Here is a 14,346-nt window from a genome sequence, read left to right as displayed (position 1 = left end):
TCATTTGTTTCAGAGCCTTGACTGGGGTCTTGACGCAGTCCATCGCGCATGCTGCACTGCTGATTGCAAAGGAAAGTTTCCTAATTGTTTCATTTGTTACAAGGGCATCACCCCCTGGCCCCGAAAGGACCCCAGCCGTGCCCAGGATCCTTGTCGCGCTCGCCTGCGCCGCCGCCCTGGTGGTGGCCGCGCCCGTCCCGGCCCAGGCCGCCAACGAGCCGGTGAACGTCTGGCTCACCACCACCTCCGACGGGGGCGGCCGGACCGTCACCCGCGGGCTCCAGCAGCAGACGCCCATCGCCTTCGGCCCCGCAGGCGGCAGCGCGAACCACACGATCACCGTCAACGAGGGGACCACCTACCAGCAGTTCGAGGGTGGTGGCGCGTCGATCACGGACACGACCGCGTACCTGCTGCGTGGCGGCCCGGTCAGCGCCGCCACGCGGGACGCGGTGATGCGAAAGCTGTTCTCGCCCGCCGACGGGATCGGCCTGTCGTTCGTCCGCAACCCGATCGGCGCCTCCGACCTGTCCCGGCCCGGGATGGTCTCGCTCGACGACACCTGCTGCGACCTCAACGACTTCGGGGCGAACGGCTACGACACCGACGTCCGCCTCCTGACCGCCCAGGCCAAGCAGCTCAACCCGGCGCTGCGGGTGAAGGGCGTGCCGTGGAGCGCCCCCGGCTGGATGAAGGACAACGGCCGGATGGACCAGATGGGCTGGCTGAAGTGGGAGCACTACGCCACGTACGCCCAATACCTGGTCAAGTACGTCCAGAGCTACCAGGCCGCCGGCGTCCCCGTGGACTACGTCTCGGTCCAGAACGAGCCCAACTGCTGCCAGGCGTCCAACCCCACCGCCATGAACTACCCCGGCATGTCGTGGAACGCCTCCGGCCTGATCGAGCTCACCAAGAACTTCGTCTACCCGGCCTTCCGCGCGGCCGGGATCACCACGAAGGTCCTCGTGCACGACTGGAACTACGGCGACTACGGCCAGATCGGCGGCCCCATCCTGGCCGACGCGGCGCTGCGGAACGACCCGCTGTTCGGCGGCATCGCCTGGCACGGCTACTTCGGTGACCCGGCGGTCGGAACACAGGTGCACGGCCAGTATCCGTCGGTACGGCAGTTCAGCACCGAGCACTCGGGCGGCACCTGGATCGGCAACCAGCACAACGAGGACATGGCCGACATCGTGACCTACGCCCGCAACTGGAGCAGCAGCCTGGTGAAGTGGTCGCTGGCGCTCAACCAGAGCATGGGCCCGCACAACGGCGGCTGCGGCACGTGCACCGGCCTGATCACCGTCCAGGAGGGCGGCTCACGGGCGGGGCAGGTGGACTACACGATCGAGTACTACACGACCGGGCATCTGACCAAGTTCGTCAAGCCGGGGGCGTACCGGATCGACTCGACCGCGAACGGCGCCGTGCAGAACGTGGCCTGGCGCAACCCCGACGGCTCCAAGGCCCTGATCGCGCACAACGGCGGCACCTCGGCCCAGTCCGTCAGGGTCAACTGGGGCGCCCAGTCCTTCACGTACTCGCTGCCCGCCCGTACGACGGCCACGTTCACCTGGTCGGGCACGCCGGGCTCGGGCGGCGGCCAGATCACGGGGCTGGCCGGCAAGTGCGTCGACGTGGCCGGCGGCAGCAGCGCCGACGGCGCCGCCGTCCAGCTCCACACCTGCAACGGCAGCGCCGCCCAGCAGTGGACCCGCCCGGGTGACGGCACGCTGCGCGCCCTCGGCAAGTGCCTCGACGTCGTCGACCACGGCACCGCCGACGGCGCCCGCCTGCAACTCTGGTCCTGCACGGGCGCCGCCAACCAGCAGTGGAGCCCCACCGCGGGCAGAGACCTGGTGAACCCGGCCGCGAACAAGTGCGCCGACGTCACCGGCAACTCCAGCGCCGACGGCACCCGCCTGCAACTGTGGACCTGCACGGGCGCCGCCAACCAGAAGTGGACGCTGACCTGACCGCGCCCGCCCGGCTCACATCTCCGCTGTGAGCCGGGCGACCGTCCGCATCTTGTTCATCGCGTCCAGCGCCGCCACCTTGTACGACTCCGCCAGCGTCGGATAGTTGAACACGGCGTTGACCAGGTAGTCCACGGTCCCGCCGCAGCCCATGACCGTCTGGCCGATGTGCACCAGTTCCGTCGCCCCCGTGCCGAACACGTGCACGCCCAGCAGCGTCCGGTCCTCCGAGGACACCAGGAGCTTGAGCATCCCGTACGAGTCGCCGATGATCTGCCCCCTGGCCAGCTCCCGGTAGCGCGAGATGCCCACCTCGAACGGCACCTTGTCCCGGGTCAGCTCGTCCTCCGACCTGCCGACGAAGCTGATCTCGGGAATGGTGTAGATCCCGATGGGCGGCAGGTCGTTCAGGTCGCCGGCGGGCTCGCCGCACGCGTGCTGGGCGGCCAGCCGGCCCTGCTCCATCGACGTGGCCGCCAGCGCGGGGAAGCCGATCACGTCGCCCACGGCGTAGATGTGCGGCACCTCGGTGGCGTAGTTGGCGTCCACCGAGATGCGCCCCCGGTCGTCGGCGGCCAGGCCCGCGGCCTCCAGGCACAGCTCGGAGGTCTTGCCCTGGCGGCCGGCCGAGTACATGACGCAGTCGGCGGGGATCTTCTTGCCGCTCTCCAGCAGGGTCAGCGCTCCGCGCGGGCGGCGTTCGACGGCGGCCACGCTCTCGCCGAACCTGAAGGTCACCGCCAGGTCGCGCAGATGGTATTTCAGCGCCTCCACGATCTCCAGGTCGCAGAACTCCAGCATGCGCTCGCGCCGCTCGACCACCGTGACCTTGGTGCCGAGGGCGGCGAACATGGAGGCGTACTCGATGCCGATCACCCCGGCGCCCACCACGACCAGCGTCTCGGGGACGCGGTCGAGGTGCAGGATCGCGTCGGAGTCGATGACCGTCCTGTCGTCGAACTCGACGCTGGAGGGCCGGGCCGGCGAGGTGCCCGTGGCGATCACGACCTTCTCGGCGGTGATCTTCTTCTCCTCCCGCTCCTCCTCGCCCGTGATGCCGATCGTGTGGGCGTCGAGGAAGCGGCCGGTGCCCTGCAGCACGGTCACATGGTTGCGCGCGAGCTGGCTGCGGATCACCTGGATCTCGCGGCCGATCACGTGCTGGGTGCGCATCCCGAGGTCCGCGACCGTGATCTCGTCCTTCACGCGGTAGCTGGCGCCGTACAGCTCCCGCTGGTTGAGGCCCGTGAGATAGAGGACGGCCTCGCGCAGTGTCTTCGACGGGATCGTCCCCGTGTTGATGCACACGCCGCCGAGCATGTGCTGTTTCTCGATCACCGCCACGCTCTTGCCGAGTTTCGCCGCGGCGATCGCCGCCTTCTGCCCACCTGGCCCGGAACCCAGGACCACAACATCAAAGTCCGCCACATCGTCCAGTCTGGGGGCGGCATGTTAACGGGGAAAGACCCGTCTGGGAGACTCCGGAGTATGTTGCGCCGATTCACGCAGGTCGATGTCTTCGCCTCCAGCGCGTACCTGGGCAACGCGCTCGCCGTCGTGCTGGACGCCGAAGGGCTGGGCACGGAGGAGATGCAGCGGTTCGCCAGGTGGACGAATCTGGCCGAGACCACCTTCCTCCTGCCTCCGAGCACGCCCGGGGCCGACTACCGGGCACGCATCTTCACCACCGAGGGCGAGCTGCCCTTCGCCGGGCATCCGACGCTGGGCTCCTGTCACGCCTGGCTGGAGGCGGGAGGAAAGCCGCACACGGACGGCGTGGTCGTGCAGGAGTGCCAGGCCGGGCTGGTGCCGCTGCGTGTGACGGACGAGGGGCTGGCGTTCCAGGCGCCCGCGCTGATGCGGTCGGGGCCCGTGGAGGAGGAACTGCTGGCGCGGATCGCCGCGTCGCTCGGGATCGCGCGGGGCGACATCGTGGCCGCCGAATGGGCCGACAACGGGCCCGGCTGGGTCGGGGTGCTGCTCGCGGACGCGGAGGCGGTGCTCGCGTTGCGCCCGGGGCCGGTGCCGCACGAGGTGGGCGTGGCCGGGCCGTACCCGGCCGGGTCGCCGTGCGCGTTCGAGGTGCGGGCGTTCAGCTCCACGGGATGACCGTGGAGGATCCCGTCACGGGCAGCCTCAACGCCTCGCTGGGTCAGTGGCTGCTGCGTACGGGCCGTGCCGAGGCGCCGTACGTGGCCGCGCAGGGCACCGTGATCGGCCGCGCGGGCCGCGTACGCGTCTCCACCGACGACGAGGGCGACGTCTGGGTGGGCGGCGACGTGATCACCTGCGTCACCGGGCAGGCCGAGCTCTGAAATCCACCCGCGTCACCGGGCAGGCCGAGCTCTGCGGCCGGCCCGAGTCACCGGCCGGGCCGCGTCGTGAAGGTCACCTCGTCGCCGGGCCGCACCTGCGCCGCCACGGGCACGTCGGCGGCCCGCACCACCCCGATGACCGGATAGCCGCCGGTCGGCGGATGGTCGGCGAGGAAGACGATCGGCTGCCCGCTCGGCGGCACCTGGATCGCCCCCGTCACCATGCCCTCGCTCGGCAGCTCGCCCTCCTTGACCCGCACCAGCTCGGGGCCGCTCAGGCGGACGCCGACGCGGTTGCTGTCCTGGCTCACCGTGTACGCCCGCCCGCACAGCTCCGCCAGCGCCTCCGGCGCGAACCAGTCGTCCCGCGGCCCCGGCAGCACCCGCAGCACGGCGGGCCGGGGCCCCGGCAGCGGCGCCAGATCCACGGTGATGACCCCCTCGGGCCGCCCCACGGGCAGCAGCGTGCCCGCCCGCAGCGGCTCGGGCCCCAGCCCGGACAGCGAGTCGGTGGACCTGCTGCCGAGCACCGGCTCGACCGCGATCCCGCCGCGCACGGCCAGGTAGGTACGCAGCCCCCACAAAGGCGTCCCCAGCCGCAGCTCCCCGCCCGCGGGCACCCAGAACGGCACCCCCATGTCGGCCCCCGACGCCAGCGGCGCGCCCGCCAGCGCCACCCACGCCGCGTCGGCGAACCGCAGCCGGGCCATCCCGAACGTCAGCTCGACCCCGGCGAGCCCCTCGGCGTTGCCCACGAGCCGGTTGGCCAGCCGCAGGCTCGGCGCGTCGGCCGCCCCCGACCGGGGCACCCCCAGGTGCGCGAGCCCGGGCCGCCCCAGATCCTGCACGGTCGCGTACGGGCCGGGCGCCAGCACCTCGATCATGCCGGCTCGAACCGCACACGCGTCCCCGGCCGGAACAGCGAGGGCGGATCGGCGCTCACGTCCCACACCCGCACCGACGTGCGCCCGATCAGCCGCCACCCGCCCGGCGAGGCCGCCGGATAGACCGCCGAGTAGGGACCCGCCACCGCCACCGACCCGGCGGGCACCGACGTGCGCGGCGTGTCCAGCCGCGGCGTCTCCAGCACCGGGTCCAGCCCGGTCAGATAGGCGAACCCGGGCGCGAACCCCATCCACCCCACCACCAGCTCCCGCCCGGCGTGCCGGGAGACCACCTCGCCGGCCGGGATCCCCGCCAGCTCCGCCACGGAATCGAGGTCGGCGCCGTCATAGACGACGGGAATCGTCACGACGGGCCCTTCGACCGTCCCTGCGCCGCCCCGGCCGCGCTCCTCGGCGACCACCGCCTCCAGCAGCGCCCGCAACCGCGCCTGATCCGCGCCCGGGGCCACGACGAGCACGGTCTCGGGCCCCGGCACGATCTCCACGACCCCCTCGGGCCGCTCGGCGCGCAGCACGGCGTCGAGCCGGTGGGACAACTCCAGCGAGCCGGTCTCCACCAGCAGCCCGTGCTCCCCGGCCGCCCGGATCACGCGAACGCCTGGAGGACCACTCCGGCCGCCAGCAACTCGTCGCGTACGCCCTGCGCCAGACGGACCGCGTCAGGCGTGTCTCCGTGCACACAGATGGAACGGGCCGAAACCTGGACGGAACTCCCGTCAGCGGCCGTCACAGAGCCGTCCACGGCCATCTGCCGCGCCCGCGCGGACACCGCCGCCGCGTCGTGGATGACCGCGCCGTGCTCACGGCGCGGCACCAGCATGCCCTGCGGCGTGTACGCCCGGTCCGCGAACGCCTCGCTCACCGTCGGCACGCCCTCGGCCGCCGCCACCTTGTGCACCACCGAGCCGGGCAGCGTGAGCACCGGCAGCGAGGGGTCGTAGTCGGCCACCGCGTCGATCACCGCCGCCGCCTGGACCTCGTCGCGGCAGATCCGGTTGTAGAGCGCGCCGTGCGGCTTGATGTAGGAGACCCGGCCGCCCATGGCCCTGGCGATGCCGTCGACCGCCGCGAGCTGGTAGAGCACCTCGGCGCACAGCTCCTCCGGCTCGACGTCCATCTCCCTGCGCCCGAAGTGCGCCAGGTCGCGATAGGACACCTGCGCCCCGATCGCCACGCCGCGGTCCACGGCCGCCGCGCACGTGCGCCTGATCGTCACCGGGTCGCCGGCGTGGAAACCGCAGGCCACGTTGGCGCTCGTGACGATGTCGAGCAGCGCCAGGTCGTCGCCGAGCCGCCAGACGCCGAAGCCCTCACCCAGGTCCGCGTTGAGGTCGATCACCATGGCAGAGAGGCTATCTCGGGGAGGCTATCTGGGGGCGACGAAGAGGGTCTGCGTCGCCGTGCCGAGCTCGCCGGTCTCGTCGTAGAGGGTGGAGCGGGTCAGGCCCCTGCCGGACGGGCCGATGACGGTGGTGGCGTCCATGCAGATCCACTCGCCCGCCGGGGCTCGGAACAACGAGATCGTCAGGTCCACGTTCGCGAACACGTGGGTGTCGAAGCCCACGGCGAAGCTGACGCCGTTGCCGCTGTCGGCGAAGGCCGCCAGGCGCTCCAGCGGAGTGATCTCCTCGCCCTCGACCAGCGGCATCGTGAGCCTGCCCCAGACCGTGGCGGGGCCGACCTCCATGGGGCCGCCGGTGACGAAACGCCAGTCGAGGGCCTTGCCGTAGCCGAAGCCCGAGCCCAGCCACGAGCTCCGGTGCCGCTCCGAGGGCGGCGGCACGGGGGCGGGCGGCCCGGGAACCGGGGTGGGCGGCGTGGCGGCCTCGCGGATGCGCCACGCGACGGCCCGCACGTATTCACGGCCGCCGGAGGAGACGCTCGCCGACAGGCACTGCACCCGCTTGCCGTCCCTGGCCACCTCGGTGGCGACCTCCAGCTCGGCCAGCGGCACCGGCGCGAACACGTCCACCACCAGCCTGGACAGCTCCAGCCCCGGACGCGGGGCGGTCTCGGCCAGTTCGTGCACGATCAGCGCGGTCACGGGCCCCATGTGCTGGGCGCCGGGATCCCAGGGCCCCTGTGTGTGCTCCGAGGCCAGGTAGCGGCCCTGCCCCGTGCGGCTGTACATCGCCATAGAAGGAAATTCTAGATCTCGTCGGGGATGTCGGCGATGTCGTCGAGAGCCGCCGCCAGCTCGTCGGGGTCGCCGCCGATCCGCTCGGCGATCTCGATCAGCACGTGGAGCACGTCATGACGGTCGTGCCCGAGGTCGAGCAGCCGCTGCGCGGCCTCCCAGAGCTGCGGCGGGTCGCCGTCCCACAGCCGGGTGGCGATCTCCTCGTGCCAGGCCAGGTGCTCCTGGTCGATCGTGCCGCCGTGGTCGATCTCGAGTAAGGTACGCCGGTCCGCCTGGTCGGCCGGGTTGAGCCGGTCGAGCTCGATCCCGTTGTGCGTACCCTGCAGATAGGGGAACGCGAAGGCCCGCCTGGCCAGCGCCGACAGGTCGCCGTCGGGCAGCAGGCGCTCCAGCAGCGGCCGGTCGATCCCGAACGTCGTCGGATCCCGGTAGGCCTCGGGGAACTTCCCGATCGCCTCCCACACCGCGTCGAGCGTGGCCTTCAGCCCCGGCTCGGGCAGCCCCGTGCGGCGCGCGGCGAAGCGCACCCACGCCGCCAGCGCGTGCGGCATCGCCTCCTGCTCGGCCTCGCTCAGCATCACCTTGCGCGGCAGCCAGTCCAGCAGGAACGTCTCGCACTTGGTCGGGCTCACCCGCAGCGGCCGGTTGAAGTCCTGCTCGCACCCGTAGTCGATGATGTGGTCGGCGCAGCGCGAGGCCGCCGACGGGTCGGACAGGTGCTCGGCCGCGTCGGAGGCCAGGAACTCCGCCGCCAGCATGGCCCGCCGCTCCCTGCTGTAGGGGGCCTCGATGTGCAGCGGCGCCGGCCGCTTGCGCCCCGGCGGCAGCGCCTTGAGCCGGGCCCTGGCGAAGGCGTGGTAGGCGCTGTAGCTGTCGCTCACCGGCGGCGGCGTCTTCGGCTCCCTGGTGGCCTTCATGGCCGACTCGAGCAGCGCCCTGGCCTGCTCGGGCTGGATCTCCTCGAACAGCAGCAGCGGGTTGCCCGCCGCCTCGGCCCTGGCCGACTCGAGCAGCTTGTCGACGTGCGAGGACACCCAGGCGTCGCGGGCCATGCCGCTCATGTTGTAGTCGACGACCATGACCAGCGCGTGCCGGTCGACCGGGTGCTCGCTCTCGTTCCAGCGGTAGGAGAAGGTGCAGATGACGGTGTCCTGGTCGCCGTAGGCGTCGCGCGAGACGTAGCAGCCGGCCGGCTTCACCGCGCCCACCCGCTCGGCCCAGCCCGGCCTGGCCACGCCCGACTCCATCATCGCCAGCGCCGCGCCCTCGGCCTTGGCGCCCTGGCGGGCCGTGCCCAGATAGGCCAGGCAGATCAGCAAGGTCAGTGAGGCCGGCGTGCCGGCCTTGGCGGCGTAGTCGACCAGCCCCTCGCCGAGCACCTGCTCCACGTCGCCGCCCCTGACCCGCCTGCCCCACCAGGCGCCGATCATGTCGGAGACCATCAGTTCCGCGTCGAGAGGGGTGCGCACGGCCAGCAGCTCACGCGCCGCCTGCACCATCTCCTTGAACACGTCGTCTGGCGGGGTGCTCTCCCTGGGATCTCGTCGGTGTCGGCGCACGCCCTCACTCTCTCGTATTCCAGGCGCAAACGGTGCGTAGAACTCGGCCCGGTGACCCCGATGTTATCGGGGAAGCCCGTGCCGGCCCCCTTTTCCGTACGTACCGCCGCGCCGCAGGTCATCCGGCATCACTCCCGGGCACTCCTCCCGGAGGGGTGCGGCGGGTGGCCGGGGAAGGCGGGCCGGCCGGATGACGTGCCGAAACGCGGGCCGGCCGGGCCTTCGGCGGGCCGGGTTAGCGCAGGCTCCGAGGCGGAGGCGCTGAGTTCACGATGGCGAGCAGGTGCTCGCGAGCGATGCGTTCCACGATCTCGGGCGTCGCGGAGACGCCGAGATGCTGCGCACACGCGCACACGTCGGCCACGCAGCGGTCGATGGTGTCCACGGGTACGGTCAGGAACTCTTCGGCCAGCCTGAGACTGACCGGCTCCCGGAGGAACCGTGTGGCCAGAGCGAGCATAGATGTGAGATTCCTCTGGAGACCCGGGGGCAAACCCCCAGGAATGTCAGCAGGGCGACTTGCGCTCTCATTTCATCTTTTCTCGGGCTCGTGTCAAGCCTCCGCGACGCCTGTGTTCACTTCACCGGGCGTCCATTCGTGCGAAGCTGTGTCCATGCGCATCCAGCTCGCCCAGCGGAGCGAGGCAGACGAGCTCCTCGGCCGCAGCCCGCTCGCCCTGCTCGTCGGCATGCTGCTTGACCAGCAGATTCCCATGGAATGGGCGTTCACGGGGCCTTACACGATCTCCGAGCGGCTCGGGCATGACCTGACGGCGGCGGAGATTGCCGCGTATGATCCCGAGGCGTTCGCCGCGCTGCTGGCGGACAAGCCCGCCGTGCACCGTTATCCCAAGTCCATGGCGGCAAGGGTCCAGCAGCTCGCGGCATACCTCGTCGAGCACCATGACGGGCAGCCCGAGAAGATCTGGGCGGATGCGGCAGACGGCAAAGAGTTGCTGAAACGACTGATGGCACTCCCGGGATACGGCAAGCAGAAGGCCCAGATTTTTTTGGCATTGCTGGGGAAGCAGTTGGGCGTCCGGCCGTCAGGCTGGCGGGAGGCAGCCGGACTCTACGGCGAGGAGGGGTCACACCGATCGGTCGCCGACGTGGTCGACGCCGACAGCCTGGCCCGCGTGCGAGCAGCCAAGCAGGAGGCAAAGCGCGCGGCGAAGGCCCAGTAGTCGTGGCAGAAAGTTGCCCCGGCAATCGGGCGCTGTAACCTGATCTTGCTGCGCAACGTGGAGCGACTTTGACAGGATGCGTAGACCCTAGAGGCGACCGGGCCGCGGCGGGGGCTTCCGTCCGCACATGCCCATCGCCGATGATGTACTGCAGGATCCGGTCGCCCGGAGCTGCGCTACGCCGATACACAGTTATGGAGATGTGCCGCGTGGGAGACCCTGGCACGCGACGGAGGTGCGGACGATGAGCGCCGAGACCTCCGTTCCCCGTCCCCGGGAGTCGGATGTGGACATCTCAGACTCCGCCCTCTTCAAGGGCATGCTGTCGGAGGCCGAGTTCGCCTTCGCCTTCTTCGACGGCGATGGCCGCATGCAGCGGGTCAACGCCGTGTTCAGCGACGTCGTCAACGTGCCCGCGGAGCGCATGATCGGCCGCCCGCCCGTCGAGGTGCTCGCCGCCGACCTCAGTCAGATCATCACCCATGCCGTGCAGGCCGTCATCGAGAGTGACGCGCCGGTCACCGAGGGCCGCGTACGCGTGCGCTCCGCGGAGGGCGACACCAGGCACTGGTCGCTGTCGTTCTCGCCGGTCCACGACGAGGGCGGCGAGCTGTGGGCCATCGCCCTGGTGGGCCTCGACGTGACCGAGAGCCGCCAGACCGAGGAGGCCCTGCGCCGCAGCGAGGAGCGTTACCGCTCGCTGGTCGAGGCGCAGTCCCAGCTCGTCTGGATCACCTCGCCCACCGGCGCCGTCGTCGAGGACGCGCCCCAGTGGCGCGCCATCACCGGCCAGGGCCTGGAGGAATATCTCGCCAACGGCTGGCTCGAGGTCGTCCACCCCGAGGAGCGTCAGCACACCGAGGAGGCCTGGAGGGAGGCGCTGCGCGGCCGGACCATGTTCGAGTGGAACTACCGCGTGCGCACCCGGGCCAGCGGCTACCGCCACTTCGAGGTGCGCGCGGTGCCGATCATCCGCCACGGCAGGGTGGTGGAGTGGGTCGGCGCCAACACCGACGTGACCCCGCAGCGCGAGGCCGAGGAGATGCGCGGCAGGCTCACCGACCAGCTCGGCGCCGCCGCCCTGCGCACCGCCCGGCTCCAGGGCGCCACGGCCATGCTGGCCGAGGCGCTGACGGTCGAGCAGGTGGTGCAGGTCATCATCGACGTGGGCCGCACCGCCCTGGCCGCCGACCGCTCGGCCGTCGCCCTGCTCGACACCGACCGCGCCGCGCTCAAGCTGATCAACGGCGAGGGCATCCTCGAGGCCTCGGGCGCCACGGGCGACGAGATCCCGCTGTCCCACTCCAACGTGATGACCATGGCGGTCAACAGCCGCCGGCCGGTGTTCGCCGAGTCCCCCGAGTCGCTGAAGGCCCAGCTCCTCGAGGCGGGCGGCGACGAGGAGGTGCTGGCCAGCTTCCTGGCGCACGGAGACGAGCGCGCATGGGTGGGCCTGCCACTGCTGGCGGCCGGACGAGCCCTGGGAGCGCTCCGATTCTCCTTCACCCGGCCGCAGAAGATCTCCCAGGAGGACGGCGTCTTCCTGGAGGCGCTGGCCGGACAGTGCGCCCTGGCGGTCGAGCGGGCCACGCTCTTCGAGCGCGAGCACCGCACCGCCGAGACGCTGCAGCGCAGCCTGCTGCCCGACCGCCTGCCGGTGGTCAAGGGCCTGGTGCTGGCCCAGCGCTTCCGCTCGGGCAGCCGCCACGTCCAGGTCGGCGGCGACTGGTACGACGCGTTCGTCCTTCAGGACGGGCGGGTCGCGGCGGTCGTCGGCGACGTCATGGGCAAGGGCGTCAAGGCCGCGGCGGGCATGGGCCGCATCCGCAACGCCATGCGGGCGCTGGCGCTGACCAATCCGCCGCCCGCGGCCGTGCTCACCGGCCTCGACCGGGTCTTCGAGGCCACCGAGGAAGAGGAGCAGGTCACGACCCTGGCCTACATGGTCGTGGAGCCCGTCACGGGCGAGGGCACCCTCGCCATGGCAGGACACCCGCCACCCGTCCTCGTGTCCCCGCAGGGCACGGCGATCCTGTGCGACGCCGAGCCGGGCACTCCGCTAGGCTGGCCGACCAGCCGAAGGCAGTTCCGGTTCGTGGTGCCGCCCGGCCATACAGCCGTGCTCTACTCCGACGGTCTCGTGGAGAACCGCAAGCGCGGGCTGGATGCCGGACTCGCAGAGATTTGCAGTGTTGTGACCGAAGCGCCGCCTGAGGTCGTGAGTAGTCCGCACATGTTGCTGGACTTCCTGGTTGACCGGATGTTGTCTGGATATGAACAGGATGATGACGTTACCGCGCTCGCTATTCACGTCCCGCCAGCCACGAAGAGTGACTGAATGAAACAGTCATAACGGTTGCTTTCGGGTATCAGTGCCCCGCTTACGTACGCACTACTGTCTGGGTCGGCCTAGGGTGGAGGTCAACCGCCGGGAGGTGGCCGTATGGATTGCGGGGTCGTGCCACAATGCTGTGCAGGTCCGTCGCGGTCCGCACGGCCTCACCGATCTCCGAGAGAGGCAACAGCCCCCCAGCGGGCATCTGGGTCCATTGTCGCCACGCGTTCGTTCGAGAGGTGTTCGTGTCGCCTGCAAGTTCGACTCGCTCGAAGCCACAAGAGCTGAACGAGCCCGTCATTCAGCGACTGCTCGAGCGTGGGCGCTCGCAGGGTTTCCTCGAGTCCGAGGATGTCCGTCAGGCCTTCGAGGAGGCGGACATCCCGATGTCGCACGCCGCCGCATTTCTGCGGAACCTCAGCAAAGAGGGCGTGACCCTGAGGGTGACCGCCGCGGATTCGGCTGCGCCGAAGAAGTCTCGTCCAGCTAAGCGCCGCACCGCTGCCCCCGTCAAGACCAAGACGGCGGCGGCCGCCAAAGAGCAGCAGCCCGAGACCGTGACCGCGGTCGTGGGCACCGCTGAAGCCGAGCCGGCCGCCAAGAAGGCGGCCCCTGCAAAGAAGGCCGCCCCGGCGGCGAAGAAGGCCGCGGCTCCCGCCGCCGCCAAGAAGGCCGAGCCGAAGAACGGTGGGCCTGCCGAGACCAAGCCGAAGGCACCCGAGACTCCGCGGGGAGACACGGACGACGACGAGGTGCTCGAGCTCGACGGCGACGTGGAGCTGGAGGACCTCGAGGAGATCGAGGTCGACGACGAGGAGATCGTCGCCGAGGCCGACTCCGACTCCGAGGGTGACTCCGACTCCGACGAAGAATCCGACGACGAGCCCAAGGCGGCCGAAGCAGCGGCGGCAGCGGCGGCGGCGGCGAAGAGTGAGGACGAGGTCCTCATCCTCTCCGACGACGACGATGACGCCCCGGTGGCCCAGGTGGCCGCCGCCGGCGCCACCGCCGACCCGGTCAAGGACTATCTCAAGCAGATCGGCAAGGTCCCCCTGCTCAACGCCGAGCAGGAGGTCGAGCTCGCCAAGCGCATCGAGGCGGGCCTGTTCGCCGAGGAGCAGCTCGGCGGCGGGGAGACCGAGGGGCTGCCCGTCGACGTCAAGGCCGAGCTCGAATGGATCGCCGAAGACGGCCGCCGGGCCAAGAACCACCTGCTGGAGGCCAACCTCCGGCTCGTGGTCTCGCTGGCCAAGCGCTACACCGGGCGCGGCATGCTGTTCCTCGACCTGATCCAGGAGGGCAACCTGGGTCTGATCAGGGCCGTCGAGAAGTTCGACTACACCAAGGGCTACAAGTTCTCCACCTACGCCACGTGGTGGATCCGGCAGGCGATCACCAGGGCCATGGCCGACCAGGCGCGGACCATCCGCATCCCGGTCCACATGGTCGAAGTGATCAACAAGCTGGCCCGCGTCCAGCGGCAGATGCTGCAGGACCTGGGCCGCGAGCCCACGCCGGAAGAGCTGGCCCGTGAGCTGGACATGACGCCCGAGAAGGTCGTCGAGGTCCAGAAATACGGGCGCGAGCCCATCTCCCTGCACACCCCGCTGGGTGAGGAGGGAGACAGCGAGTTCGGCGACCTCATCGAGGACTCCGAGGCCATCGTCCCGGCCGACGCCGTCAGCTTCACGCTGCTCCAGGAGCAGCTTCACTCCGTTCTCGACACGTTGTCGGAGCGGGAAGCGGGCGTCGTGTCGATGCGGTTCGGCCTCACGGATGGGCAGCCGAAGACGCTCGACGAGATCGGCAAGGTTTACGGGGTGACCCGTGAGCGCATCCGCCAGATCGAGTCGAAGACCATGTCCAAGCTGCGCCACCCGTCGCGCTCCCAGGTCCTGCGGGACTACTTGGACTGATCTGCCTGAC

13 protein-coding genes are annotated in these 14,346 nt (G+C 70.7%); 6 read left to right on the top strand and 7 right to left on the bottom strand.

Annotated features, from left to right (window positions below; all coding sequences use genetic code 11):
• Window positions 1-137 precede the first annotated feature (137 nt).
• A complete protein-coding gene (locus AB0I15_RS28950) occupies window positions 138-1,982 on the top strand; it encodes a ricin-type beta-trefoil lectin domain protein (protein ID WP_358101990.1) in 1,845 nt (614 codons plus the stop codon).
• A gap of 15 nt (window positions 1,983-1,997) precedes the next feature.
• Here AB0I15_RS28950 and sthA read toward each other — a convergent pair whose 3' ends face one another.
• Window positions 1,998-3,410 (bottom strand): Si-specific NAD(P)(+) transhydrogenase, encoded by a 1,413-nt coding sequence (gene sthA, locus AB0I15_RS28945; protein WP_358101988.1) that lies wholly within the window; start codon window positions 3,408-3,410, stop codon window positions 1,998-2,000.
• 60 nt (window positions 3,411-3,470) lie between these two features.
• On the opposite strand from sthA, the gene AB0I15_RS28940 reads away from it, so the two are divergent.
• Window positions 3,471-4,091 carry a PhzF family phenazine biosynthesis protein gene (locus AB0I15_RS28940; RefSeq protein WP_358101986.1) on the top strand — a complete coding sequence of 207 codons (621 nt, stop codon included), beginning with the start codon at window positions 3,471-3,473 and terminating at the stop codon, window positions 4,089-4,091.
• Window positions 4,088-4,297, top strand: a complete 210-nt coding sequence (locus tag AB0I15_RS28935) for a PhzF family phenazine biosynthesis protein (protein ID WP_358101984.1) — start codon at window positions 4,088-4,090, stop codon at window positions 4,295-4,297. Before AB0I15_RS28940 ends, AB0I15_RS28935 begins: the two co-directional genes overlap by 4 nt.
• Before the next feature lie 47 nt (window positions 4,298-4,344).
• Here the strand turns inward: AB0I15_RS28935 and AB0I15_RS28930 are convergent, their stop codons facing one another.
• The 6 genes from AB0I15_RS28930 to AB0I15_RS28905 form a co-directional block, all read right to left on the bottom strand.
• Window positions 4,345-5,181: a biotin-dependent carboxyltransferase family protein gene (locus AB0I15_RS28930; protein ID WP_358101982.1), complete on the bottom strand. Its 837-nt coding sequence runs from the start codon at window positions 5,179-5,181 to the stop codon at window positions 4,345-4,347.
• Entirely contained in the window at window positions 5,178-5,792 is a 615-nt protein-coding gene (locus tag AB0I15_RS28925; protein WP_358101980.1) for an allophanate hydrolase subunit 1, read from the bottom strand. Before AB0I15_RS28925 ends, AB0I15_RS28930 begins: the two co-directional genes overlap by 4 nt.
• Window positions 5,789-6,544 (bottom strand): 5-oxoprolinase subunit PxpA, encoded by a 756-nt coding sequence (locus tag AB0I15_RS28920; RefSeq protein WP_358101978.1) that lies wholly within the window; start codon window positions 6,542-6,544, stop codon window positions 5,789-5,791. The genes AB0I15_RS28925 and AB0I15_RS28920 overlap by 4 nt, the downstream gene beginning before the upstream one ends.
• 24 nt (window positions 6,545-6,568) lie before the next feature.
• Window positions 6,569-7,339: a thioesterase family protein gene (locus tag AB0I15_RS28915; protein WP_358101976.1), complete on the bottom strand. Its 771-nt coding sequence runs from the start codon at window positions 7,337-7,339 to the stop codon at window positions 6,569-6,571.
• 11 nt (window positions 7,340-7,350) lie between these two features.
• Complete coding sequence (locus AB0I15_RS28910; RefSeq protein WP_358102126.1) at window positions 7,351-8,841, bottom strand: hypothetical protein; 1,491 nt, start codon at window positions 8,839-8,841, stop codon at window positions 7,351-7,353.
• A gap of 295 nt (window positions 8,842-9,136) precedes the next feature.
• A complete protein-coding gene (locus AB0I15_RS28905) occupies window positions 9,137-9,361 on the bottom strand; it encodes a hypothetical protein (protein WP_358101974.1) in 225 nt (74 codons plus the stop codon).
• A gap of 154 nt (window positions 9,362-9,515) precedes the next feature.
• Between AB0I15_RS28905 and AB0I15_RS28900 the strand changes: the two genes are divergently transcribed.
• The 3 genes from AB0I15_RS28900 to AB0I15_RS28890 all read left to right on the top strand — a co-directional run bounded on the left by AB0I15_RS28900 (window position 9,516) and on the right by AB0I15_RS28890 (window position 14,336).
• Window positions 9,516-10,085, top strand: a complete 570-nt coding sequence (locus AB0I15_RS28900; RefSeq protein WP_358101972.1) for an HhH-GPD-type base excision DNA repair protein — start codon at window positions 9,516-9,518, stop codon at window positions 10,083-10,085.
• A gap of 244 nt (window positions 10,086-10,329) precedes the next feature.
• Complete coding sequence (locus AB0I15_RS28895; RefSeq protein ID WP_358101970.1) at window positions 10,330-12,423, top strand: SpoIIE family protein phosphatase; 2,094 nt, start codon at window positions 10,330-10,332, stop codon at window positions 12,421-12,423.
• Window positions 12,424-12,665: 242 nt separating this feature from the next.
• Window positions 12,666-14,336 carry an RNA polymerase sigma factor gene (locus tag AB0I15_RS28890; RefSeq protein ID WP_358101968.1) on the top strand — a complete coding sequence of 557 codons (1,671 nt, stop codon included), beginning with the start codon at window positions 12,666-12,668 and terminating at the stop codon, window positions 14,334-14,336.
• Window positions 14,337-14,346: the final 10 nt, after the last annotated feature.

Source organism: Nonomuraea sp. NPDC050643 (assembly GCF_040654715.1).
Taxonomy (GTDB): domain Bacteria; phylum Actinomycetota; class Actinomycetes; order Streptosporangiales; family Streptosporangiaceae; genus Nonomuraea.
Note: the sequence above shows the minus strand (reverse complement) of the source record. Positions and strands in the feature narration are given on the sequence as shown.

Bases quoted from the DNA above. Each gene is read 5' to 3' on its own strand.
- AB0I15_RS28915 (WP_358101976.1), bottom strand. From the start codon at position 7,339: ATGGCGATGTACAGCCGCACGGGGCAGGGCCGCTACCTGGCCTCGGAG.
- AB0I15_RS28905 (WP_358101974.1), bottom strand. From the start codon at position 9,361: ATGCTCGCTCTGGCCACACGGTTCCTCCGGGAGCCGGTCAGTCTCAGG.
- AB0I15_RS28940 (WP_358101986.1), top strand. From the start codon at position 3,471: ATGTTGCGCCGATTCACGCAGGTCGATGTCTTCGCCTCCAGCGCGTAC.
- AB0I15_RS28935 (WP_358101984.1), top strand. From the start codon at position 4,088: ATGACCGTGGAGGATCCCGTCACGGGCAGCCTCAACGCCTCGCTGGGT.
- AB0I15_RS28910 (WP_358102126.1), bottom strand. From the start codon at position 8,841: ATGGTGCAGGCGGCGCGTGAGCTGCTGGCCGTGCGCACCCCTCTCGAC.
- AB0I15_RS28895 (WP_358101970.1), top strand. From the start codon at position 10,330: ATGAGCGCCGAGACCTCCGTTCCCCGTCCCCGGGAGTCGGATGTGGAC.
- AB0I15_RS28920 (WP_358101978.1), bottom strand. From the start codon at position 6,544: ATGGTGATCGACCTCAACGCGGACCTGGGTGAGGGCTTCGGCGTCTGG.
- AB0I15_RS28900 (WP_358101972.1), top strand. From the start codon at position 9,516: ATGCGCATCCAGCTCGCCCAGCGGAGCGAGGCAGACGAGCTCCTCGGC.
- AB0I15_RS28930 (WP_358101982.1), bottom strand. From the start codon at position 5,181: ATGATCGAGGTGCTGGCGCCCGGCCCGTACGCGACCGTGCAGGATCTG.